This window comes from Nocardia sp. NPDC058640 (assembly GCF_042716995.1).
Classification (GTDB): domain Bacteria; phylum Actinomycetota; class Actinomycetes; order Mycobacteriales; family Mycobacteriaceae; genus Nocardia.
Map to the genome: position 1 here is coordinate 118,148 of NZ_JBHXRG010000006.1, position 23,663 is coordinate 141,810.

At 68.2% G+C, this 23,663-nt stretch carries 23 protein-coding genes; 9 read left to right on the forward strand and 14 right to left on the reverse strand.

Translation table 11 applies throughout. The features are described 5' to 3' along the window. Positions 1-32: 32 nt before the first annotated feature. The 12 genes from ACFWU5_RS11030 to ACFWU5_RS11085 form a co-directional block, all read right to left on the reverse strand. On the reverse strand, positions 33-1,586 hold the full coding sequence (locus ACFWU5_RS11030) for an alkaline phosphatase D family protein (protein WP_379266998.1): 1,554 nt from the start codon (positions 1,584-1,586) through the stop codon (positions 33-35). 68 nt (positions 1,587-1,654) lie between these two features. Continuing rightward, positions 1,655-3,025, reverse strand: coding sequence for an ABC1 kinase family protein (locus ACFWU5_RS11035; RefSeq protein WP_379266999.1), 1,371 nt, complete (start codon positions 3,023-3,025; stop codon positions 1,655-1,657). Between the two features lie 121 nt (positions 3,026-3,146). Further along, entirely contained in the window at positions 3,147-3,875 is a 729-nt protein-coding gene (locus tag ACFWU5_RS11040; protein WP_379244128.1) for a lysophospholipid acyltransferase family protein, read from the reverse strand. A 115-nt stretch (positions 3,876-3,990) separates the two neighbouring features. Further along, the gene (locus tag ACFWU5_RS11045; protein ID WP_379267000.1) at positions 3,991-4,986 is read right to left on the reverse strand and encodes an ROK family protein; all 996 of its coding nucleotides are present in this window, start codon (positions 4,984-4,986) and stop codon (positions 3,991-3,993) included. Next, positions 4,983-5,630 carry a hypothetical protein gene (locus ACFWU5_RS11050; RefSeq protein WP_379267001.1) on the reverse strand — a complete coding sequence of 216 codons (648 nt, stop codon included), beginning with the start codon at positions 5,628-5,630 and terminating at the stop codon, positions 4,983-4,985. Before ACFWU5_RS11050 ends, ACFWU5_RS11045 begins: the two co-directional genes overlap by 4 nt. Then, positions 5,620-6,870, reverse strand: a complete 1,251-nt coding sequence (locus ACFWU5_RS11055; protein WP_379267002.1) for an ArsA family ATPase — start codon at positions 6,868-6,870, stop codon at positions 5,620-5,622. The genes ACFWU5_RS11050 and ACFWU5_RS11055 overlap by 11 nt, the downstream gene beginning before the upstream one ends. A gap of 26 nt (positions 6,871-6,896) precedes the next feature. Then, entirely contained in the window at positions 6,897-7,331 is a 435-nt protein-coding gene (locus ACFWU5_RS11060; RefSeq protein WP_379244136.1) for an SRPBCC family protein, read from the reverse strand. Between the two features lie 24 nt (positions 7,332-7,355). Then, positions 7,356-7,751 (reverse strand): polyketide cyclase / dehydrase and lipid transport, encoded by a 396-nt coding sequence (locus tag ACFWU5_RS11065; RefSeq protein ID WP_379267003.1) that lies wholly within the window; start codon positions 7,749-7,751, stop codon positions 7,356-7,358. A 44-nt stretch (positions 7,752-7,795) separates the two neighbouring features. Then, positions 7,796-8,923, reverse strand: coding sequence for a glycosyltransferase family 4 protein (locus ACFWU5_RS11070; protein ID WP_379267004.1), 1,128 nt, complete (start codon positions 8,921-8,923; stop codon positions 7,796-7,798). 19 nt (positions 8,924-8,942) lie between these two features. Next, positions 8,943-9,941 carry a hypothetical protein gene (locus tag ACFWU5_RS11075; protein WP_379267005.1) on the reverse strand — a complete coding sequence of 333 codons (999 nt, stop codon included), beginning with the start codon at positions 9,939-9,941 and terminating at the stop codon, positions 8,943-8,945. A 9-nt stretch (positions 9,942-9,950) separates the two neighbouring features. Next, a complete protein-coding gene (locus tag ACFWU5_RS11080; protein WP_379244143.1) occupies positions 9,951-11,015 on the reverse strand; it encodes an NlpC/P60 family protein in 1,065 nt (354 codons plus the stop codon). A 193-nt stretch (positions 11,016-11,208) separates the two neighbouring features. Next, positions 11,209-11,778 carry a C40 family peptidase gene (locus ACFWU5_RS11085; protein WP_379244145.1) on the reverse strand — a complete coding sequence of 190 codons (570 nt, stop codon included), beginning with the start codon at positions 11,776-11,778 and terminating at the stop codon, positions 11,209-11,211. 662 nt (positions 11,779-12,440) lie between these two features. On the opposite strand from ACFWU5_RS11085, the gene ACFWU5_RS11090 reads away from it, so the two are divergent. From ACFWU5_RS11090 to ACFWU5_RS11110, 5 genes are all read left to right on the forward strand, one after another. Continuing rightward, a complete protein-coding gene (locus ACFWU5_RS11090) occupies positions 12,441-13,661 on the forward strand; it encodes an ATP-binding protein (protein WP_379267006.1) in 1,221 nt (406 codons plus the stop codon). Then, on the forward strand, positions 13,658-14,719 hold the full coding sequence (locus ACFWU5_RS11095; RefSeq protein ID WP_379267007.1) for a tetratricopeptide repeat protein: 1,062 nt from the start codon (positions 13,658-13,660) through the stop codon (positions 14,717-14,719). Before ACFWU5_RS11090 ends, ACFWU5_RS11095 begins: the two co-directional genes overlap by 4 nt. A 107-nt stretch (positions 14,720-14,826) precedes the next feature. Then, positions 14,827-16,647: a DEDD exonuclease domain-containing protein gene (locus ACFWU5_RS11100; RefSeq protein ID WP_379267071.1), complete on the forward strand. Its 1,821-nt coding sequence runs from the start codon at positions 14,827-14,829 to the stop codon at positions 16,645-16,647. Between the two features lie 117 nt (positions 16,648-16,764). Next, positions 16,765-17,316 (forward strand): hypothetical protein, encoded by a 552-nt coding sequence (locus ACFWU5_RS11105; protein WP_379267008.1) that lies wholly within the window; start codon positions 16,765-16,767, stop codon positions 17,314-17,316. Positions 17,317-17,320: 4 nt separating this feature from the next. Beyond that, a complete protein-coding gene (locus ACFWU5_RS11110; protein ID WP_379244154.1) occupies positions 17,321-17,596 on the forward strand; it encodes an Lrp/AsnC family transcriptional regulator in 276 nt (91 codons plus the stop codon). A 5-nt stretch (positions 17,597-17,601) separates the two neighbouring features. Here the strand turns inward: ACFWU5_RS11110 and trpD are convergent, their stop codons facing one another. Together trpD and ACFWU5_RS11120 are read right to left on the reverse strand one after the other, a co-directional pair. After that, positions 17,602-18,663: an anthranilate phosphoribosyltransferase gene (gene trpD, locus ACFWU5_RS11115; RefSeq protein WP_379267009.1), complete on the reverse strand. Its 1,062-nt coding sequence runs from the start codon at positions 18,661-18,663 to the stop codon at positions 17,602-17,604. Positions 18,664-18,756: 93 nt separating this feature from the next. Then, complete coding sequence (locus tag ACFWU5_RS11120) at positions 18,757-19,173, reverse strand: hypothetical protein (protein ID WP_379267010.1); 417 nt, start codon at positions 19,171-19,173, stop codon at positions 18,757-18,759. 181 nt (positions 19,174-19,354) lie between these two features. Here ACFWU5_RS11120 and ACFWU5_RS11125 point away from each other — a divergent pair, with 181 nt between their 5' ends. The 4 genes from ACFWU5_RS11125 to ACFWU5_RS11140 are packed head-to-tail and all read left to right on the forward strand — an operon-like array spanning position 19,355 to position 23,658. Continuing rightward, positions 19,355-19,966: a heme-copper oxidase subunit III gene (locus ACFWU5_RS11125; RefSeq protein ID WP_379244160.1), complete on the forward strand. Its 612-nt coding sequence runs from the start codon at positions 19,355-19,357 to the stop codon at positions 19,964-19,966. Between the two features lie 58 nt (positions 19,967-20,024). Beyond that, on the forward strand, positions 20,025-20,894 hold the full coding sequence (locus ACFWU5_RS11130) for a c-type cytochrome (protein ID WP_379244162.1): 870 nt from the start codon (positions 20,025-20,027) through the stop codon (positions 20,892-20,894). Further along, positions 20,891-22,030, forward strand: a complete 1,140-nt coding sequence (locus ACFWU5_RS11135; protein WP_379267011.1) for a ubiquinol-cytochrome c reductase iron-sulfur subunit — start codon at positions 20,891-20,893, stop codon at positions 22,028-22,030. Before ACFWU5_RS11130 ends, ACFWU5_RS11135 begins: the two co-directional genes overlap by 4 nt. Further along, the gene (locus ACFWU5_RS11140) at positions 22,027-23,658 is read left to right on the forward strand and encodes a cytochrome bc complex cytochrome b subunit (protein WP_379244166.1); all 1,632 of its coding nucleotides are present in this window, start codon (positions 22,027-22,029) and stop codon (positions 23,656-23,658) included. The genes ACFWU5_RS11135 and ACFWU5_RS11140 overlap by 4 nt, the downstream gene beginning before the upstream one ends. Positions 23,659-23,663: the final 5 nt, after the last annotated feature.

The following is a 23,663-nucleotide window of genomic DNA, read 5'->3' on the forward strand; positions in this document are numbered from 1 at the left end:
GCCGCGCGGTTCTTGCGCACAGTACTTCCCACCTATTTCCGTGTGGGCGCGAGTAGCTTGCTGAACAGGACTTTTCCTGTCGCATCGCACAAGTTGACGGTCATTTCTCCGGAGCGGCCGTCGATTTTCACTTCGCCGAAGTGTTGGTACTCCGGGTCCATGGGGGAGGTGTTGGGCGTCGGCGGTGCGTGGACATAGGCCGCTTCGGGTCCGAAGGTGGGATCGAGGGGGTTGGGGCCGAACGCGCCCGCGTTGAGTGGGCCCGAGACGAACTCCCAGAACTCGTCGAAATCGGTGAAGGCCGCGCGGGCGGGGGAGTAGTGGTGCGCGGCGGTGTAGTGCACGTCGGCGGTGAGCCAGACGACGTCGCTGACCTTGTTGGCCTTGATCGACGACAGGATCTGCGCGATCTCGGTTTCGCGGCCCGAGGGTGCGCCGGGGGCGGCGTTGGCGGGGCCTTCGAAGGCGGTCTTGTCGTCGGGGACGACCACACCCAGGGGCAGGTCGGCGGCGACGATCTTCCAGGTGGCCTTGGAGTCGCGCAGGCCGTCGGTGAGCCACTTGGTCTGGGCGGCGCCCATCGTTTGCCCCTGGGGGCCGGTGTTGGCGGTGTTGGCGTCCTTGTAGGCGCGCATGTCGAGTACGAACACGTCTAGCAGCGGCCCGTACGAGATCTTGCGGTACAGGCGTCCGTCCGCAGCTTCTGTGGGCTCCAACGGCATCCACTCGTGGAACGCCTGCCAGGACCGCGCGGCGAGGGTGTCCATGCTGCGCTCGGCGTAGTTCTTGTCCGCGGCCACCGTGCCGCCGGGGGACCAGTTGTTGGTGGTCTCGTGATCGTCCCACTGCACGATCTGGGCGACCGAGGCGTTGAAGCGGCGGTAATTGTCGTCGCTGAGGTTGTAGGCGTAGTTGCCGCGGAACTGGTCCAGGGTCTCCGCGGGCGCGTTCTTGGCCTCGGCGGTGATGTTTTTCCAGATCCGGCCGTCCGGCAGGGTGACTGTCTCTTTGAGAGCGTTGTCGGCGTAGATGCAGTCGCCGGAGTGCAGGAACAGGTGCGGGTCGCGGGCGGCCATGGTGGAGAACACCTTCATGCCGCCCAGGTCCGGGTTGATGCCGAAACCCTGGCCCGCGACGTCGCCGGACCACAGCAGCGAGATGTCCGAAGGGGCCGTCGGGGCGGTGCGGAACACGCCGGTGAGGGTTTCCGAGCTCGCGCCGTCTTCACCATCGAGGCGCACGCGGTAGTGCACGAGTTGTCCTGCGGGTAAACCGTTTACGCGCACGCGGCCCGTGCCGTCGGAGGCGGGGGTGAGCAACGGGCCGGTGAAACGTTTGACGTCGCTGAACTTTTCGGTGGCCGAGGTTTCCACTACCAGTGTCGCGGGCTTGTCCGAGCGCGCCCAGATCAGCGCGCCGTCGCTGCGCGGATCACCCACTGCCACACCGTGAGTCAGCGTGGGACGAGCCCGCACCAGGCCGGGGCCGTCGTCGCCGCAGGCAACGAGGGCGGGGGTGGTCACCACGCCGAGAGCGGTTGCGCGCAGCAGCGTGCGCCGAGACATCGCGAAATTCGGGACAGCCATACGACTTACGGTGCGCCACCGAGGGGAACGGGCGGTCGTGCGCGCGGCAACAGTGCGTGAACGTCGAACTACAGGCCCGCGGCCTTGGCCGTCTCGGGATACCAGCGGGTGCATTCGGCGCGCAGGGGGACCGTGGCGTGCAGTTGGCACAGGATGGCTACGCCGCCGAGGAAGGAACGCAGGATGGGGGTGTGGCTGGGCGGCATGGTCAGTTGGCGCAGGACATTGGTCAGGCGCAGGTCGGTGATCAGGCGGACCTGTTCGCGCAGCCAACCCGCCGACAGCGGGTAGGTGGTGGCCAGCAGGGCTTCGCGGACCGGTTGTAAGCGCTGTGCGACGGTGGCGATGTCCAGGTCGCGGTCGGGGGCGACGAAGCCGTGGCGGCGCATGGCGGCTTCCAGGTCGGCCGGGGAATCGGCGATGACGGCGGCGCCTACGTCACCGACGACGTCCAGGAACGCGGGCGGCCACGGGGTGCAGGCACCGAAATCGACCACGCCGAGGCGGCCGTCGGGCATGCGTTGGAAATTGCCGGGGTGGGGGTCACCGTAGACCAGGGCGGCGCGCGCGGGGGCCGAGAACAGGAACCGCAGAATCAGCACGCCGAGGCGGTCGAGTTCTTCGGCGTTGCCGCCGATGATCAACTGGGACAGGGGGATTCCGTCGAGCCATTCGGTGATCAGGATGTCGCCGCGTTGCGCGATCACCCGGCCGACCACGATCTCGGGGTCGTCGGCGAAGGCGGTGGCGAAGGCGCGCTGGTTGTCGGCCTCGCGGGCGTAGTCGAGTTCGTCGCGGATCTCGGTGCACAGGGCCTCGACGACCGGGCGGGTGTCAGCGCCGGGGAGCAGTGCGGTGAACAGGGGAGTGGCCCGGCGTAGGGCTTGCAGGTCGGCCAGGACGGCCGCGCGGGCGCCGGGGTACATGATCTTGACCGCGACCTGGGTGCCGTCGTGCCAGCGAGCGCGGTGCACCTGGCCGACCGAGGCGGCGGCGCAGGCGCGGTCGTCGAACTCGGTGAACAGTGCGCGCCAGTCCTGGCCGAGGTGGGTGGACAGTTCGGCGTGGACCGCGCCGGGCAGCATCGCCGGGACCGAATCGTGAAGTCGGGCAAGGGCTTGGCGGAACGGTTCGGCGAGGTCGGGGGCCAAGCCCATTTCGAGCAGGCCGAGGAACTGGCCCAATTTCGCGACGCAGCCTTTGAGTTCGCCCAGTACCTGGAACAGATGTTCGGCGGTGCGGACGCGGATGTCGCGGTCCACCTCGCCGGGGTCGCGGCCCGCGACGCGTCTGCCGATGCCCGCCAGGCGTCGACCGGCGTACGCGACCGGAACAGCGGCCAGGCGAGCACCGCGGACAACGCGGCCGGTGGGCGGATTGCCCTCGCGAGACCGTCGAACGAACGGCATGACCCGACCGCCCTCGGATTCGCCGACCATGTGACCCTCGCTGTCCCCCGACGCCGACCGGTTGTCCACCCACCGGTCGGTCTCTGCCCGCAGACGCTACCAACAGCGGGCGCGCCTGTCCGGGCAACTTATCTCAGGGGGACAGCGGGTTTCAGCTGGCGGCGGTGTCGGGGATGCGGGTCGCGTCGAGCTGACGGTCGGTGGGGGCCACGCCCTTCTTGAGGCTGTGGGCGTACACGTCGACGTATTCCTGGCCGGTCAGGCGCATCAGCTCGTACATCACCTCGTCGGTGACAGCACGCTCGACGAAACGGTTGCCGCTCATGCCTTCGTACCGCGAGAAGTCAAGCGGCGCACCGAATTTCAGGGTGACCTTCTGGCGACGCCACTTGAACGGTCCGGGCGGGGACACCTTGTCGGTGCCGATCACCGCGACCGGGATCACCGGCACGCCGGTCTCCAGCGCCAGGCGCGCCATGCCGGTCTTGCCCTTGTACAGGCGACCGTCGGGGGAGCGGGTGCCCTCGGGGTACAGGCCGACCAGGCGGCCCTCGTCCAGGAGCTTGGTGGCCGCGTTGAGCGCGTCCTCCGCAGCCGAGGCGCCGCTGCGGTCGATCGGGTACTGGCCGGTGCCGCTGAAGAAGAACTTCTGCAGGCGGCCCTTGAAACCGGGGGTGGTGAAGTACTCGGCCTTGGCCAGGTAGTTGATCCGGCGCGGGCTCAGCAGGGGGGCGAACAGCCAGTCGGAGAAAGACAGGTGATTGCCGGCCATGATCGCGGGGCCGGAGGTCGGAATGTTCTCGACGCCTTCGACCTCGGGCCGGTTGTACACGTGCATGAACGGTCCCACGAGAACGTACTTGAGTAGCCAGTAGAACATGGCGTCCTTTCTCCGGGACCGGATGACGGGTAGTGCCTGGTCGAATACCGACTTTACCGGTGGTTACAGGTCACAACCAACCCAGGCTGGTAGCCGACGCGCATGGCTGTGACGCTCATCTCCCCGCGCGACCCGCCACCAGGGCATCGACCGCCGCCCTGGCCAATTCCGCCGCGCCGATCATGCCCGCGGCCTCGCCCAGTTGGGTGGTGCGCAGGCGGGCCAGCGGGCGGTGGCCCGCGCCGGTGACCGCGGCGGCGTAGTGCTCGCGGGCCTCGTCGAGGAACAGCGGGGCCGAACTGCTCACGCCTCCCGCGATCACGATCAGATCGGGATCGAACAGGTCGCTGACGAACGCCAGGCCCAGACCCAGCCAGCGGGCGAAGTCGGCCATGACGCGAACCGCGAGGGGGTCGCCGTCTTGCGCGGCGCCCGCGACTCGGCGGCCGGTGAGGGAGCCGGGGTCCGCGATCACGTCGCGGGCCAGCACCGACCGCACGGGGTCGGTGGCCAGCAGTTCGATGGCGGTGTCGGCCAAGGCCGTTCCGCTGCAGTAGCGCTCCCAGCAGCCGTGTTTGCCGCACGGGCAGGCGCGGCCGTCGGGCACGACCTGCAGGTGGCCGAGTTCGGGGGCGATGCCGTGACTGCCGCGGTACAGCTTGCCGTCGATGAGCAGCGCGGCGCCGATGCCGGTGCCGATCGCCACGAGCATCACGATGTGCCCGCCCGCCGCGGCGCCGAACCGGTATTCGGCCCAGCCCGCGGCGTTCGCGTCGTGTTCCAGGATCACCGGCAGGCCCAGACGCGCGGAAAGACGTTGGGCGACAGGGGCGTTCTGCCAGGGCAGGTGCGGGGCGAACAGCACCGTGGACTGATCGGTGGAGATGAACCCGGCCACGGCCAGCCCCACCGCCGCGATCGGATGCCGTCGGGCCAGCTCGCGCACCGAACGGTCGATCGCGTCCTCGAGCGCGCGCGCCGAATGCGGGGTGGGCGCCTGCACGGTGTCGAGCACCTCGCCCTGCGCGTCGACCACCGACGCGCGAATGTTGGTGCCACCCACATCGATGCCGACGGTGAGCAGGTGGGCCGGGTCGGTCCGCTGCGTCATCCCCGGATCGTCACCGGAATGTCGACATATTGCGAGCGTGGCGCGCGGGTGGGGGTCGATCGATCGTCGGCGGCTTCGGTCGGCTCGGGAGTGATGTGCGGGGTGGAGGGTGCGCGGGTCGGGCGGGGGGCGGCGTGGCCGTCTACTCGGCGGGGGCGCGGGGGTGCTGACTGGGCATGGTCGGCGGTGGCCCACCGTGGGTGACCGGCGGCGTCGGTGGGCGCGGCGGTGTGGTGCTGGTGTGCTCGGTTCGAGGCGGTCTGGTCGTCCTGGGCGGTAGCGGCGAACGGTGCGGCTGGGTTCGAATCAGGGTGTCCCGCAGCGTGATCCGCCCACTCCGGCGGCAACACCGGTTCCACCGGAATGCCGGCCAGGGCTTCGCGCAGCACCGTCACCATGGAGGTGCCGTGTTCGGCCAGGGCGGCGATGACGTCGTGGTGGTCGCCGCGGACCAGGGCGGCGGCGGCGCAGACCGGGCACCAGGCGCAGCCGCCCAGGTCGGGTTGGCCGTCGGCGGCGGTGCGGCGCAGCATCGGTTCCACGCGCGCCAGCAGGACTTCGGCGAGTAACCGCATTTCCTCGGTGAACTCGGCGAAGCCGTCGGGGTTGGGCCCGCGGCGATCGGATTGGGAGTCACTGCTCATCTGCGGTGGCCTTCGTGTAGTTCGGATCGGCGGGCCACACCCGCGGATCGGGCCGGAAGCGGACCACGAGATGACCGGTATCGAGTTCGGCGCCCGCCACCGTGCAGCGGCGCAGCACCGGTGCCAGGCGCACGCGGGTGCGTACCCCGTCGGCTCCCACGATCAGATCGTCCTCCACTCGGCCCAGCCGCAAGGTGCCGGGATCGACCACCGGCAGCCGCATCCGCATCGCGTACACGGAGTCGACACCGGAGCCGGACTCCCATCGAACCATCGGTTCACCGGTTTCCGCACCTGCAGCGTGCTGGGCGGGCAGCGTGTCGAGCGAAAAGGAGAACGCCGACAGCGAATGCACACCCACCGGTTCGGCGCCCGCGTGCGCCGCGATCAAGATCGGGACGTCGGTGAGTTGTTCGTGCAGCCGGGCAACGACTTCCAACTGTTCGGCGCGCCGATTGAGGTACCAGTGCACGGCCGGGTGGGCGTTGTCGCCGGGCGGCGGCACCGCGGCCAGCACCTTGTTCACCACCACCGCGTTCATCCGAAGGCCGAGCAGCGCGGCCGCGGAACGGACCCGGCGGGCCTCGGCGACGGCGACCTGTTCGGGGCCGGTGATCAGGCGGGCGCTGGTGCGGGTGCGGTCGGCCAGCAGGTCACGCACCTGCGTCACCGCGACCACGATCCGTTCGACCGCCGCCGCCAGGACCGCTTTGCGCAGGTCCAGGCTGATCGCGCTCATCGTGCGGGCGTGCTTGGGCCACAGGCGTTCCAGATAGTTCAGCATCGTGTCGGGGGCGGTGACGATGCGCAGCATGTCGGCCGAGGGCGGGCAGTCCACCACGATGACGTCCCAGTCGTTTTCCTCGGCGTACTGGGCGATTTCGACCAGCATCAACAGTTCCTGCACGCCGGGCAGACCGGTCAGCTCGGCGGGGTCCAGCGCGGCCAGGTCGATGCCGTGGTCGTGGTTGCCGCCCTTGGCCAGCATTGCCACCACATCGCGGAAACGGTCTTCCAGCAGGGCGAGTGAGTCGATCTCGATCGCTTCGATGCCGGGCGCGACCCCGACCACGCCCGCGACCGTGCCGGGGTCGTGGGCGATACGGAAACCCAGTGCGTCACCCAGCGAATGCGCCTGGTCCAGCGACGCGATCAGCACGCGCTGGCCGGAGCGGGCATAGGTCATGCTCGTCGCGCAGGCCAGCGTGGTCTTCCCGACACCGCCCTTGCCGACGAACAATTCGACGCGGGTTCCGCCCGGGGCGTTCAGCCTTCGACCCGCTTCTTCAGTTCGTTCAACGCGGTATCGGTGATGACCTTCTCGGCCTTGCGCTTGAACATGCCGATCATCGGGATGTTCAGGTCGACGGTGAGTTCGTAGACCACCTCGGTGCCGCCGGGTCGATCGAACAGTTCGTAGCTGCCGTCCTGGGCCTTCTGCAGGTCGCCGGTGAGCAGTTCCCAGCTCACCGCCATGCCGTCCGCGCGCCAGGTGTACGACAGCACGTAGGTGTCCTTGACCACGCCCGCGTCCAGCACGAAACGGGCCTTGGCGGCGCGGCCCTGCGCGTCACGGTCGAGGACCTCGACAGACTTCGCGGCGGCCACCCACTCGGGGTAGGACTCCAGATCCGCGATGACGGCCATCACTTCCCGTGAAGGTGCGTCGATGAGGATCGAGCGTTGAGTCCTGTCAGCCATAACAACGAATCCCTATTCTCTGAATCAGTGGAGTGCTGCGACTGCGGGGGCGACACCTGCGGGGCGGCCTGCTTCGAGGCGGGCTTTGAGTTCGAAGGCCATGTTGCGGCCCGCTACTCGGCGGGAGCGGTTGGCGGCGGCCAGGGTGCGGGCCGACTTCGACTCCGCGGCGGTGGGTTCGGCGTGCAGAAAGTAGTGCAGGATCACGCCGTCGGGGACGGCTTCCAGCCAGACCTCCATGGTGCCGGTCAGCGCGCCCGCCACGGTCCAGCGGATGCCTTTGTCGGCGCGGTCCTCGCGCACGTCCAGGCGCAGGTCGGGCCACCAGCGCTGCCAGTTGTTCGGGGCGCACAGCACCGGGGCGACCGCGGTGCCGGGGGCGGCGAGGAAAGTCTGATCGGCGACCTGGATACTGCTCACCTGGTGCAGCGTAGTAGACGCCACACCCGCGACCGGCCGGGGTGTCACCGCAGCAGTTCCCGCAAGCGGGCACCCTGCCGATCCCAATGCCAGTTCTGTTCCACCCACGCGCGACCCGCGGCACCCATCGCGGCGGCCTTGTCGCGATCGGTGAGCAGTTCGACGATGGCGTCGCTGATCTGCGACACCGACCGGCCGTGCACGACCAGCCCGGTCTCGCCCTCGCGCACGGTTTCGGGGGCGCCACCGGAATCACCGGCGACCACGGGCACACCGGTGGCCGACGCCTCGAGGAACACGATGCCAAGGCCCTCGACGTCCAGGCCGGCCCCGCGCGTGCGGCACGGCATCGCGAACACGTCGGCGAGGGTGTGGTGCGCGGCCAGCTCGCCCGAAGGCACCCTGCCCGTGAACACCACACTGTCCTGCACGCCCAGCGCCTCGGACAACGCGCGCAGCCGCGGCTCGTACGGGCCGCCGCCCGCGATCACCAGCACCGCGCCGTCCACCCGCTCGCGGATCTCGTTCATCGCCACGATCAGCATGTCCTGGCCCTTGCGCGGGACCAGCCGCGACAGGCACAGCACCGTCGGCCGGTCGCCGAGCCCATAGCGGGCCCGCAACTCCTCGCGGGCGGCGGGATCGGGCCGGAATTCGCTGGGGTCGACGCCGGGCGGCAGGTGTTCCAGGGCCGCGTGCGGGCCGAACGCCGACGCGAAACGCCCGCGCGTGTACTTGCTGACGTAGGTGATCACGTCGGTGTGCTCGCCGATCGACCGCAACACCTGGCGCGAACCCGGCAGCATCGACCAGCCGACCTCGTGCCCGTGCGTGCTGGCCAGAATGCGCTGCGCACCGGCGCGGCGCAGCATCGGCGACATCGCCGCCAGCGGTGCGGCCGCACCGAACCACACGGTGTCGCACTGATGTTCGCGCAGCAGCGCGCCGGCCTGCTTGATCACCGCGGGGGTGGGCAGCATCAGCGTGGACGGGTGACGCACGACCTGGAACTTCTGCGCGGCGTCGAACTTCTCGTGGCTGTCACCACGCCAGCGCGGCGCGTACACGACGAGATCCTCGGGCGGCAGCTGATGCGACAGCGCCTGCAGATAGGACTGGATTCCGCCCGGCCGCGGCGGGAAATCGTTGGTGACCAGCAGAGTTCGAGCCATAAGAGAACAACCTAACCGGTCAGACGGCGTGGCCGCGCAACCAGGCACGCCACCCGTCGAGCAACTCCGCGCGCGAGGCGCGCAGGACATCGGTGAACACGGCATCTTGCGCCGCGGGGGACTTGGGGCCGGTCGCGAGCTGCTTGTACAGCGCGGTGAGCGTGGCGGTGCCGTACCGGTCGGCCAGGTATGCGCAAGCGCTCCAAGCACTTTCGTACGCGTAGGCCGCGTCGACACCGGTGAAATCGGCGTCGACGACGAAGTCGGTGGGCAGCGTGCCCGCGCGTAACCGGGTGGTCAGGGTGGGCGCGATCTGAGAGAAAGTGCTGCCCTGGGTGCGCTGGGCCACGTACTCGGCGAAACCCTCGAGGATCCACAGCGGCGCGCCGTCGGCGGTATCGGCCCTGGTCGCGACGTGGGTGAGCTCGTGACGCAACAGCGTGGCCAGACCTTCGTTGCCGACTCGGCGGCGCGCGTCGGGGTTGAACACCACGCGCTGGTCGGTGGGTTGCGTGCCTGGTGTGTAGGACCCGGTCAGCGACACCGCGGCCACGTCGGCGGCGGTGGTGCCCGCGGACCTGGTCAGCGCGGTGAACTCGGCCGGGCTGCCCGCCACGACCACCACCGGCGCGCGGTTCCAGTCGGTGCCCCACACCTGGCTCACATCCGAAATGGCCGGGGGCAGTTGATGTTCCAGCACATCCAGGTCGGCGCGATGGCTCGGATGCGCCACCAGCAATGCCTGCGAGGCGTCGACTTCACGTACCAGGATCGGGCCGTAGGGCTGCAGGTCGCGGCGCACCGAGCTCAGGCGCGGATTGTCGATCGCGGTCGACGTGCCCAGCACCTCGGCCTCATCGGTGGCCAGCTGCAGCGGACCCGCGTTGCGCGGCACCAGGATCAGGGCCACGCACGCCCCGGTCAACAGGGTGACCGAGGCGAGGGTGATGCAGAATTCGAGTCTGCCGTTCGACGACAACCACGAACGCAGGCCGGGGCGAGGGAACGGATCGGTCACCGGTGCCGCTCAGTATCGCCGGGCCGAGTGGTACGGGGTGGTGTTGATCGGCGCGACAGCCACCGGCACACCAAAGGTGGAGGCGTGCACCATCATTCCGTTGCCCGCGTAGATACCCACGTGGGTGATGTCGGGATAGAACAGGATCACGTCACCGGGCAGCAGCTCGTCCTTGGACACCGGCGTGCCATAGCTGGCCTGCTGAGAACTGGTGCGCGGCACACTCTTTCCGACCTGTTTGAACGCCCACTGCACCAAACCGGAGCAGTCGAACTGATCGGGGCCGGTGGCACCCCACACATACGGATCGCCCACGCGGGTCAACGCGGCGGCCAACGCGCTGGTGCCGCTGCCGGGGACCAGCCCGGCCAGCAGCGAATCACGGTCGAAACCGGGCGGGAACGGCGAACCGGCCAGCGCGGACTTGTCGCGCGCGGACAGCTGGCTCCACGCTTCGACCACCTGGGTCGTGGAGGTGGCCAGCTCCTGGCGTTTGCGGTCGACGTCGATGCGCACGGCATCGGCGGCGGCGGTCGCGGCGTGCGCGGTGTCGGCGGCGGCGCGGGCGACGGTGTCCGCGGCGGTGGCGGCGTCGGCGGCCAGCTTGAACTGGCGCACGGTGTCGGCGGTCTGCTGGCCCAGCACATCCAGGGTGGACATCTTGTCCAGCAGTTGCTGCGGCGAACCGCTGGACAGCACCGCGAACATGCTGTTGGTGCGCACGCCGGTATAGGCGGCCACGGCGGTGCGGTCGATCATCGGCTGGAACTTGCGCACTTCGGCGCGGGCGGCCTCCACGACCGCGGTGGTGGCGGCGACCTTGTCGTCGGCCACGCGCTGCGTCGCCAGCTTCGCGTCGAGATCGATCTGGGCGTTCAGCGCTTGCTGATTGAGCTGCTCGGACCGGTGCGACAGGTCAACCATCGCGGTGATCGCGTCCGTGGCGGTGGTGGGCAGGGCGACCGGGTCGGCGACCGAGGGGCCCGCGGAGTAGATCGCGCACACCAGGATCGCGGCGGACAGGGTCCCGGCCAGACCACGCGTGACGCGTGAGTTCCGGTGGTGTGCAGTCACAGTGCCCCGTGCCCCGTTCTCTCGTTGTCGCCGATTCCAGCGCATACCGCAGCGCGAACTTCCCGTCAGCCGAGAAGGTCTCGATCAGGTTACGGAACAGTATGCGCCCGTGTCCAGCGAGGCTGGACTTCCGCTGAACCGGCGGTGACGGTGCGCCCTTCCCCGTGAACGACGCACCGTACCCCGCGTCGACTCAGAAGCGGCGAGCGCCCGCGAACGGCATCGACGACACCGAGGCGATCTGGACCGGGGTGCCCGCGGTGGAGGCGTGCACGACGTTGCCGTCGCCGGTGTACAGGCCGGAGTGGCCGCCACCGTAGAACGACACCATGTCGCCGGGCTGCAGGGCGTCGATCGACACCGGGGTGCCCGCACCCAGCTGGGCACCGCTGGTGCGCGGAATGTCGACGCCTGCCTGGGCGTAGGCCCACTGGACCAGACCCGAGCAGTCGAAGGCGTTGGGGCCCGCGGCGCCGTAGACGTAGGGGGAGCCGATCTTGCTCAGCGCGGCGTCGACGGCGATGTCGGCGGCGGTGGCGCGCGGTGCGGTGAACACCGGCGGTGCGGCCGGGATCTCGATGCCGGGCACACCCTGGGGCAGGGGGATCTCGTTGGGAACCTCGAAGGTGCCGATGCCGGGCACGGTCACCGGCGTCGCCGATGCCGGGGCGATCGGCAGGAGGAACGCGCCGATGGTGGCAGCGCCGACGGCTCCGACGGCAACGGCACGCTGCGCCTGACGCTTGACGGTGTTGTTCGCCATGATGCGGAACTTCCAATCTGCCCCACGACGACGCATCCGTATGACGCGGCGGGCTTCGTCTCGCTAGCCGTTTCCGGTCGGCGGGACTCCGTGAGGTCTCGAAAAGGTTACGAAGACATCACGGGGGTTTGTAAAGTCGGACATGGGTCCAAAGGGCGTTTTGGGTGATATCGCCGAAGAATGGGTGCGAGCTGGGTCACACCCGATCACGAAACGATAACGCCAGGTCGCGTCAGCCGAGATTTTTCGGTGCTAGCGGCGCGTCGGAGGCGCCGTCTTCTCGGGCGTTTTCCCGAAGGGAATCGGTGAATGCGCAGGTGGCGTACGTAACAAGCGCTCGCGCGGGGTGTGTTGCGTGGCTCACCGCGCGGGCGGCGCGCCGCCGACTCCGGCACCCGCCGACCGGTAAGGCCGATTACCCGTTGGAATCTTAGGAATTCATGTGAATTTCCAATATGTGTGAGCCCGGTCACTTTTGAGTTTGATCTTGGGCATTTTGTTCGGATCAGAACGAAACCCTCGCACCGAAATCCCGGCACAGAAGATCCCGAGCCCCGTTGCCCCGCGTCGCGCAGCGGTCCGGTCCGGTCCCATCGCCTCGGCGGAAAACCATTGTGGCAGTTAAGGTACGGCCGAATGTTCGCAGTTCGAAGGGGGCGCGGGTGGCCGACGACCAGGTTCTGACCGACATGCTGACAATGCTGGATCGCAGTCCGGAGGTGCTCGCGCTGCGCGTGTGTGTCATCGAGCTGCTGATCGAGCGGCAGCGTTATGCCGATGGACTGGCACACTGTGGGGTCGCGCTCGGCCATGATCCGGGAAACGCGCAGGTCCTGGGGTTGATGACGCGGTGCACGACGGCGCTGTCCGGCGCTTCTCCCGCTCAGGAAACCGCCGCCGCGGCACCGTCGGGCTTCGACTGGGCCGCCGCCGAACACGAAGTCGGCGACATCATCGAACCGGCGTTCGTGCACGGCGTGCCCACCGACTTCGTCACCGAGGACGACGCCGCCACCGTCGAACGCCCCGCCCTGCGACTGGCCGATGTCGGCGGCATGGCCGAGGTCAAGCGGCAACTCGACCTCACGCTGCTCGGCCCGCTGCGCAATCCCGAACTGGCCAAGGCCTTCGGCACGTCGGCGCGCGGCGGCCTTCTTCTCTACGGCCCGCCCGGTTGCGGCAAGACGTTCATCGCCTCGGCGGTGGCCGGTGAGCTCGGGGCCAACTTCTACCCGATCGAGATCGCCGACATTCTCGACATCTACATCGGTGCCAGCGAACGCAACCTGCACAGCGTCTTCGAGCTGGCCCGGCGCAACGCCCCCTGCGTGCTGTTCCTCGACGAGGTCGACGCACTCGGCCACAAACGCAGTCAGATGCACGCGTCCTCGGGCATGCGCACGGTCGTGAACCAGCTGCTCACCGAAATGGACTCGGCCACCCACAGCAACGACGGCGTGTTCGTGCTCGGTGCCACCAACCACCCCTGGGACGTCGACGTCGCCCTGCGCCGACCCGGCCGCTTCGACCGGATGATCTTCGTCGGCCTCCCCGACCTCGCCGCCCGAAAATCGATCCTGCACTACCACCTGCGCGAGCGCCCCGTGGCAGGCATCGACCTCAACGCCCTCGCCACCCACACCGACGGCCTCTCCGGCGCCGACCTCGCCCACGTCTGCACCTCGGCCACCCAACTCGCGATGGCCGACTCGATGCGCACCGGTGAGGTGCGCCCGATCGGCATGCCGGACGTGCAAGCGGCGTTGGCTCAGATCCGGGCGAGCACGGGGGCGTGGTTCGAATCTGCCCGCAATGTGGTCGAATTCGCCAACGGTGACGGCAGCTATGACGAGCTGGCGCGGTATCTGAAGGGACGTCGATGACATCGGTGGAGTTCGACCGGGCGATGGTCTTGGAAAAACTCGGGCGTCACGAGGCCGCCCGAGAGAAGTTCGCGCAGGTGGTCGCCGCCGAGCCCGACAACGTCGTGGCAGTCGCCATGCTGGCCGTGACCTTGATGCAGACCGGCGAATATTCCCGTGCCACCGAGGTGGCACGGGACGCCATCCGGCTGCGGCCGGACTTCGCGGTCCCCTGGGAGGTCGTCGCGATCGTCGAGGGCGTCTCGGCCGAGCGTGCCGGTGATGACCCCCGCGCGGTCCAGCACGAGGAAGCGGCGATCGTGGCAGCGCGTCGCTGCCTCGAGCTGGATCCGACACGCGTGGGGGCATATCGGGCGCTGGCATTGGCGGTCCGGCATCGCGACAAGCCCGGTGCGATAGCGGCGATCGAGACCGCGCTCGAACTCGAACCCGACAACGCCGACCTCCATCGCTTGCGGGGACAGATCCTCTGGGACGGGCAAGAGCCCGACTTCTGTGAGGCTGGGCGGCAGGCGATCAACCGCGCGCTGCAACTGGATCCCGATGATGCCGAAGCGCTGTTTCTGCTCGGCTACGACGCAGCGCACCGAGGCGAGTTGGCTCGAGCGGACCTGTGGTTGCGGCGAGCTGCCGAGATCGACCCGGGCTTCGGGTCTCGCGTGCGTGATCTGCTGGCGTGGATCGCGGCCGCGAGGTCGGGCAACGACCAGCCTGCCGATGCGTTCGACTCAGCGAGCTCTTCGCCTGCTGACGGCGGCTCGCCCGCACGAGCACCAGCTCCTGCGGCCGGGACGGATCCGGTGCGGCACCCTGGTCGACCGGCGCGGCGCTCACAGGAGCCCGTCCAGTCGAAGGTGCGCGCGGCATTCAGAATGGTCGGGGTTGTCGGTGCCGTGATCGTCCTGGCCATGTTGTTCTTGGCGAAGCTGGTGAACTCTCCACTTTTCGCGCCGCCGTCGCAGCCTCGACATTCCGAGACATTCGTGCCCGGTGATCTGCGCGCGCCGATAACAGTGGCGCCGACGGGCGCACCGCGATGGACGTCGCCGGGCGGCTGATCGCCGACCTGCCGTCGGTTCGACGGACGGCGCTGACATCGATCGTCGGAGGGGTGAACCGCTCGGACGCGGCGAGTCTGTCGGACCCCCGCCCTACGCTGCTCGCCGTGCCCGATCCCGTTCCGCTCCCAGCCGCCGCGCGGCAGCTGGCCTTCGATGAGCTCGATACGCCGCTGTATGCCACCACTTTCGTCGTTGTCGACCTGGAAACGACCGGGACCAGCGCTGATCGGGATGCGATCACCGAGATCGGGGCGGTGAAGGTGCGTGGGGGAGAGGTGTTGGGGGAGTTCGCGACGTTGGTGAATCCGGGGTACGCGATACCGCCCGCGATCGTGCAGATCACCGGGATCACCACCGCGATGGTTTATGGGGCGCCGCGGATCGCGGAGGTGCTGCCGGGGTTCATGGAGTTCGCGGCGGGGGCGGTGCTGGTGGCGCACAACGCGCGCTTCGATACCGCCTTTCTCAAAGCCGCCGCGGCACGGCAGGACATCGCCTGGCCCAACCCGCAGGTGCTGTGCACGGTGAAGTTGGCGCGGCGGGTGCTCACGCGCGATGAGGCGCCGTCGGCGAAGCTCGGGGTGCTGGCCCGGATTCTCGGTGCGTCGGTCACGCCGACGCACCGCGCGCTCGATGACGCCCGCGCCACCGTCGACGTGTTGCACGCGCTGATCGCACGCGTCGGCAATCAGGGCGTGCACAGCCTGACCGAACTGCTGGACTATCTGCCCGGCGTCACCGGAACCCAGCGCGCCAAGCGCACTTTCGCGACCGATCTGCCTGCCTCACCGGGCGTGTATCTGTTCCGTGGACCGTCGGATGAAGTCCTCTATATAGGGACCGCGGTAAATCTGCGTCGGCGCGTGCGCAATTACTTCACCGGTTCGGAGACTCGCGGCCGGATGAAAGAGATGGTGGCGCTGGCGACTCGGGTCGATCACGTGGTGTGCGCGCACGGGCTCGAGGCGGGGGTGCGGGAGTTGCGGTTGCTGGCCGCGCACGCGCCGCCGTACAACCGTCGGTCGAAGTTCCCGAAGCGGGGATGGTGGCTCACGCTCAGCGACGAGGCGTTCCCTCGATTGATCGCGGTGCGCACGCCGACTCGAACGGCGGTGGGGCCGTTCACTTCTCGTGCCGATGCCGTGGAGGTGGGGTTGATCATCGCAGAGTTCGCGGGGATGCGGACGTGCGCGACTCGGCTGTCGCGTGCGGCGAAACACACCTGTCCGCCCGCGGTCGTCGGTGGGTGCTCCGCCGCGCGCCAGGACGGTGATCTCGACGCGGTCAGGTATGCACCCGCCGTCGACGCGGTCCGCGATCTGTTCACCGGGCGTTCCGACGCTCTGCTTCGATCCATGATCGATCGCATCGAAACCTATTCCGCCGCACAGCATTTCGAGGCAGCCGCCCGGCTTCGCGATCGCACCGCCACTGTGGTCACCCGACTGCACCGCACCCAGCGACTGGCCGCGCTGGCTCGCCTGGCGGAGCTGATCATCGCGCTGCCCGACGGTGCGGGCGGCTGGGAATTCTCCGTCATCCGCTACGGCCGCCTCGCCTCCGCGGGCACCGCCGCCCGCGGCACCCCACCGATGGCGCTGGTCGACCAGATCGTGGCCGCCGCCGAAACGGTGATCCCCGAGACGGGTGATAGGTCGGAAGTCCGGACCCATCTGCCCACCGATGCAGGCGACCTCGCATCTATGCAGCCCGACCACGACGTCCCGCCGCTGCGTGGTGCGCCGCCGGAGGAAGTCGGCGTCATCGCGCGGTGGCTGGCCAAACCCGGTGCACGGATCGTGCGGACCAGCGACGGGTACTGCGAACCCCTCCACGGCGCCGCGCGCTGGATGGGCTGGGCGCAACTCGCGCGCACGGCCGCGACCACCAAGAGTGCCGAAGAGCAATACCTGGCCGAACGGTGAGAAATGCAAGGGGTGGAAGTTCGGCGGGTGCAGCCGCTGGAGTCGGCCGAAGGGGCGATCCTGGATCATGGACCACGACCCGCGGGCGGCGGGCACAGAGATAAGGAGTAGCGGCGAATGTTCGTGAAGGTGTGCGGGTTGACCACCGAGGAGCAGATCGACTGGGCCGTCGAGCTCGGGTACTCCGCGATCGGCGTCATGACCACCACCAAGAGCAAGCGCTACCGCACCCCCGAACAGGCCCGCGCGCTGGCCGACTACGCCCGCGGCCGCATCACCACCTTCGCCGTCGCACTGGAAGCAAGAGAAGTCGCGGATGTCGCCGATGCCTTCGACGTCGTCCAGCTCTACCAGTGGGCCGACCTGCCGAACCTGGCCTTCTGCTCCGCGACCCCACCCGAACCCGACCAGACCAGTCAGTACTTCTTCTACGACGCCAGCGCGGGCTCCGGCGTGTTCGAGGAGTTCCCCGACTGGGTGCGCGCCCAACCGGGCCGAGTCGTGCTGGCAGGCGGCCTCGACCCCGACAACGTCGCCGCGGTGATCGCCCGACACCACCCCTACGGCGTCGACGTGTCCAGTTCGCTGGAAACCGCACCGGGTGTGAAGAGCTACGACCTGATGCGACGGTTCAAAGCTGCCACCGCGGGCGTGGAAGTTCTAGAGTGATCCCATGATTACCGCGATCGTGATGATCCAGGCGCAGAGCTCTCGCATCCCCGAGACCGCGCAGGCACTGGCCGACACCGAAGGCGTCACCGAGGTGTACTCCTGCGCGGGCGACGTGGACCTGATCGCGATCGTGCGCGTACGCGACTTCGAACGCATCGCCGACGTGGTCACCGAGGGCATCGACAAGGTGGACGGCGTGGTCGACACCACCACGCATATCGCGTTCAAGTCCTACGCCAGCCACGATGTCGAGGCCGGATTCTCGTTGGGGGAGTAGGGCTTTCAGCGCTCGTCGAGCACCTGGGTGAGTTCGGCCCAGCTCTGTAGCAGTTTCGCCGCCGCGCCGCTGTCCACCGCGGCGGCGGCGCGCTCGAGCCCACCGGCCAGTGCCGCGTCCAGATCGGCATCGACGTCGCCGACCCCGCGCGACAGGTCATAGGCCACGATCGCCGCGGCCGAGTTCAGCAGCACCGCGTCGCGCACCGCACCGGGCGTCCCCGCGAACACCTCCCGCGCGACCCTGGCGTTGACCTCGGCGTCCCCGCCGCGCAGTTCCGCCAGATCCACGCGGGCGATGCCAAGCACCGTGGGATCCAGCACCGTCTGACGGATCCGCCCACCGCTGACCACCCACACATCGGTGAGGTCGGAGGTGGTGATCTCGTCCAGGCCGTCGCGCCCACGCACCACCAGCGCACTGGATCCCCGCGCGGCGAACACGCCCGCGATCACCGGCGCCAGATCGGCGAACGCGCACCCGATCAGCCCCGCGCGCGGCTGCGCCGGATTGGTCAACGGACCCAACACGTTGAACACGGTCGGAATGCCGATTTCCTTGCGCGCGGCCCCGGCGAACCGCAGCCCGGAGTGGAACAGCGGCGCGAAACAGAACCCGATCCCGGCTTCGCGCACCGACCGCGCCACCGATTCCGGACCCAGCGCCAGCTTCACACCCAGTGCCTCGAGCACGTCGGCACCGCCGGACTTCGACGACGCCGCCCGGTTGCCGTGCTTGACCACCGGCACTCCGGCCGCGGCCACGACCACCGAGGACATGGTCGAGATGTTCACCGACCCCGAACGATCCCCGCCGGTGCCCACGACATCGACCGCGTCACCGTCGATGCGCACCAGTTTCGCGTGCCCGAGCATGCCGGCCACCATGCCCGCCAGCTCGGTGGGTGTGGGCCCCTTGATCTTCATGGCCACGCCGAACGCGGCGATCTGGGCGGCGGTGGCGTTGTCGGTGAAGATCTCGTCGATCACCCAGGTGGTGTCGTCCGCGGCCAGGTCGCCACCGTCGGCGAGGGTTCCCAGCACCTGGGGCCAGCTGCGCACGCTCATTCGCTCTGCTTCTCCTTCGACGACACCGTTGCGCCACTACTAGATCGGGCACCGCGGAGGTGGCGCAATGTCTTTTGCGCCGTTCGGGCAAGTTTAAGGGGCTGTACGCGGCGGTTGCAGGGCGTCCCACCCGTCGGCGATCCCGTCGTGGCGTTGCGCGAGGCCCGCCATGCGCGAGCGTTCCTGTGAACAGGTCAGCGGATCCAGTCGTTGCACTCGCTGCAAGATGATCGGAACCAAGTCCCCGGACGCGGCATCGCTGTCGACGCGTTCATACCCGTCGTATCCCGCGATCTCACACGCCGCGTCGACCTGGTCGGCGGGCAGGCGCAGATGGTGTCGCAACACCGCGTCGGCCTCCCGATCCAGCTCGCTCGCCCGATCCAACGCCGTCGAACACGCCTCGACGTCGTCGAAACTCGACGCCACCACCTCCAGGTCCCCGCGCGCGGGATCCAACGCTTGCGCGGACCCACCGAACAGGCGCCGCCACATCCGAACCACGACCATCGCCGCCTCCTCGCGTCTCAGCCTATCCACATCAACCGCTGTCACAATGTGTTGTCGCGCGATCGTCGCCAACACGCCGACGGAAGTCGTAGACCCCCTCTGTGCGTGGGTTTTCCGACTCGCGCCACAAACTTTCGTACCCGGGTACATGTGTCGTACTACGAAGAGTCATACTTACCCCGTGACGACCGCAGTAGGCACCCCAGGATCGGCCATTACTCAGCGTGTGCATTCGCTGAACCGGCCCAACATGGTCAGCGTCGGAACCATCATCTGGCTGTCGAGCGAGTTGATGTTCTTCGCTGGTCTGTTCGCGATGTACTTCGTTGCGCGCGCGCAAGCGCACGGCAACTGGCCCCCGGAGCCGACCGAGCTGAACATGACGCTCGCGATTCCGGTCACGGCCGTGCTGATCGCATCGTCGTTCACCTGCCAGATGGGCGTGTTCGCCGCGGAGAAGGGCGACGTGTTCGGCCTTCGCCGCTGGTACACGATCACCCTGCTGATGGGTGCGTTCTTCGTGTTCGGCCAGGGGTACGAGTACTACCACCTGGTGCACGAGGGAACCACGATCGCCGGTAGCTCCTACGGCTCGGTCTTCTACATCACCACCGGCTTCCACGGTCTGCACGTGATCGGCGGTCTGATCGCGTTCGTGTTCCTGCTCATCCGCACCACGCTGAGCAAGTTCACCCCCGCCCAGGCCACCGCCGCGATCGTGGTGTCGTACTACTGGCACTTCGTCGACATCGTCTGGATCGGGCTGTTCGCCACGATCTACTTCGTCCGCTAGCGCGCTGGCGCACCAAGCTTTTGCACAAGTCGGTTCCGTCTACTCCAAAGGGACACAGATGAGTTCATCTCCCCCGTCGGCCCCAGAGCCCGCCGTCGGCCCCGGCACCGGGCAGGCCGCCGCCAAGGCGCGTAAACAGCGTCGCACCCGTCGTCGTATCGCGGGTGCTCTCGCGCTGATGATCGGCTTGGTCGGAGCCGGCTTCCTGGCTGCCGCGCTCACCCCCGCGCCGCAGGTCGCCACCGCGCACGAGGACCAGTCCGCGCTCATCCGCGAGGGCAAGCAGCTGTACGAGACCTCCTGCGTGACGTGCCACGGCGCGAACCTGCAGGGTGTGCCCGACCGTGGTCCCAGCCTGATCGGTGTGGGCGAGGCCGCGGTCTACTTCCAGGTTTCCTCCGGTCGTATGCCGATGGCCGCCAACGGCGCCCAGGCGCTGCGCAAGCCGGCCAAGTTCGACGCGCACCAGACCGACGCGATGGGCGCGTTCGTCGCGGCCAACGGCGGCGGCCCCTCGGTGGTCCGTGACGCCAACGGTGAGATCGCGCAGGAATCGCTGCGCGGCGACGACATCGCCCGTGGCTCGGAGCTGTTCCGCATGAACTGCGCCTCCTGCCACAACTTCACCGGTCGCGGTGGAGCGCTGTCGGGTGGCAAGTTCGCGCCGCCGCTGGCCGAGGCCAACGAGCAGCAGATCTACGACGCGATGCTCACCGGCCCGCAGAACATGCCCAAGTTCTCCGACCGGCAGCTCACGCCGGAGGAGAAGCGCGACATCGTCGCCTACGTCAGGAACTCCGCCGAGGAGAAGGCTCCCGGCGGCTGGGATCTGGGCGGCTTCGGTCCGGCCACAGAGGGTCTCGCCATCTGGGTCATCGGCATCACCGCCGTGGTCGGCGCAGCGATGTGGATCGGATCCCGATCATGAGTGGACAGGAGATTGGCGACATGGGTCGCGAACCCACCGAAGACGAACTCGACGCGATGTCGACCGCCGAGCTCGCGGAGCTCGGCACGAAGCGCGACGACGTCGATGTTGTCTACCGCAACGAGCGGTGGCCGGTGCCGGGCACCAAGGCCGAGAAGCGCGCCGAACGTGAGGTCACGTTCTGGTTCGCCATCTCCGGCCTGTCCGCCGCCGCGCTGATCGGTGTCTTCCTGTTCTGGCCGTGGGAGTGGAAGGGCAACGGCGACGAGGGCCACGCGGCCTACTCGCTGTTCACCCCGCTGATCGGCCTGACCTTCGGCATCTCGGTGCTGGTCATCGGCATCGCGGTGGTGTTGATCCGCAAGAAGTTCATCCCGGCCGAGATCTCCATCCAGCAGCGCCACGACGGCCCGTCGCCCGAGGTCGAGCGCCGCACCCTGGTGGCCGAGCTGCAGGACGCGCTGGACACCTCCACGCTGGGTCGTCGCAAGATGATGCTCGGTACCGCGGGTGCCGGTGTCGGCGTGCTCGGTATCGGTGCCGGCCTGGTGTTCATCGGCGGCATGATCAAGAACCCGTGGGCCAAGCGCGACAAGTCGCCGCTGTGGGTCTCGGGCTGGACCCCGGACTACCCGGGCGAGACCGTCTACATCCGCCGCGACACCGGTCGCCCGGAAGACATCGTGCTGGTGCGTCCGGAGGATCTGGACGCGGGCTCGATGGAAACCGTGTTCCCGTGGAAAGAGAAGTGGCGCGGGGACTCGCACGAGACCCTGCAGTCGCTGCGCGGCATCCGTAACGCCGTGATGCTGATCCGCCTGCGCACCGAAGACGCCGAGAAGGCGATCAAGCGCAAGGGCCAGGAGAGCTTCAACTTCGGCGATTACTTCGCGTACTCGAAGATCTGCACCCATCTCGGCTGCCCCACCTCGCTGTTCGAGCAGCAGACCAACCGCATTCTGTGCCCCTGCCACCAGTCGCAGTTCCTGGCGACCGAGTGGGGTAAGCCGGTCTTCGGTCCTGCCGCCCGCGCACTGCCTCAGCTGCCGATCACCGTCAACTCCGAGGGCTTCCTGGTCGCCGCGGGCGACTTCATCGAGCCGCTCGGCCCGGCCTTCTGGGAGCGTCGTTCATGAGTGTCGGAGATATGGCCGCCAACCAGGCCAACGAGATGGACGAGCGGTATCGTGCCGCCGCGTTCATGAAGCGGTCGATCAACAAGGTCTTCCCGACCCACTGGTCGTTCCTGCTGGGTGAGATCGCGCTCTACGCGTTCATCATCCTGCTGCTGTCGGGTGTGTACCTGACGCTGTTCTTCGACCCGTCGATGAGCCACGTCGTGTACGACGGCGCCTACCAGCCGCTGCGCGGTGTTGGCATGTCGCGGGCGTACGAGACCGCGCTGAACATCTCCTTCGAGGTGCGCGGCGGTCTGTTCGTCCGACAGATCCACCACTGGGCGGCACTGCTGTTCGCGGCGTCGATCATCATCCACCTGTTCCGCATCTTCTTCACCGGCGCGTTCCGCAAGCCGCGTGAAGGCAACTGGGTGATCGGTTCACTGCTGCTGATCCTGGCGATGTTCGAAGGCTTCTTCGGCTACTCGCTGCCCGACGACCTGCTGTCGGGTACCGGACTTCGGGCCGCGTTCTCCGGTATCACCATCGGTGTCCCGGTGGTCGGTACCTGGATGCACTGGCTGATGTTCGGCGGCGACTTCCCCGGCGACATCATCATCCCGCGCCTGTACATCGCGCACGTGCTGCTGCTGCCCGGCATCATCTTGGCGCTGATCGGCGCGCACGTCGCGCTGGTCTGGTACCAGAAGCACACCCAGTTCCCCGGACCGGCCCGCACCGAGAACAACGTTGTCGGTGCGCGCATCATCCCGGTGTTCGCCGCCGACCAGGGCGCGTTCTTCGCGTTCACCCTCGGCATCGTGGGCATCATGGGCGGTGTCCTGCAGATCAACCCGATCTGGAACCTCGGTCCGTACAACCCGTCACAGGTGTCGGCGGGTTCGCAGCCCGACTTCTACATGATGTGGACCGACGGTATGGCGCGTCTGATGCCGCCGTGGGAGATCTACCTGGGCAACTACACGATCCCGGCGGTGTTCTGGGTCGCGCTGGTCATGGGCCTGGTGTTCACGCTGCTGATCGCCTACCCGTGGATCGAGAAGCGCCTGACCAACGACACCTCCGCGCATCACAACCTGCTGCAGCGTCCGCGCGACGTGCCGGTGCGTACCGCGATCGGTGCCATGGCGATCGCGTTCTACGTGGTGCTCACGCTGTCGTGTGTCAACGACATCATCGCGCTGAAGTTCGACATCTCGCTGAACGCGACCACCTGGATCGGTCGTATCGGCGTGCTGCTGCTGCCGCCGATCGCGTACTTCGTGACCTACCGGTTCTGCATCGGTCTGCAGCGCAGTGACCGGGCGGTGCTCGAGCACGGCATCGAAACCGGTGTGATCAAGCGTCTGCCGCACGGTGAGTACATCGAGATCCACCAGCCGCTGGGCGGGGTCGACGACCACGGCCACGCGATTCCGCTGGAGTACCAGGGCGCCCCGGTGCCCAAGAAGATGAACAAGCTGGGTTCGGCGGGCAAGCCGGGCACCGGTAGCTTCCTCAAGGCCGATCCCGCGGCCGAGGGCGAGACCTGGGCTGAGATCGAGGAGAACGACGAGCACAAGATGCTCACCGCTCTCGCCGAACAGCAGGCGATCGCCAACAGCAGTGAGCCGTTCGGTCACTGACCTGA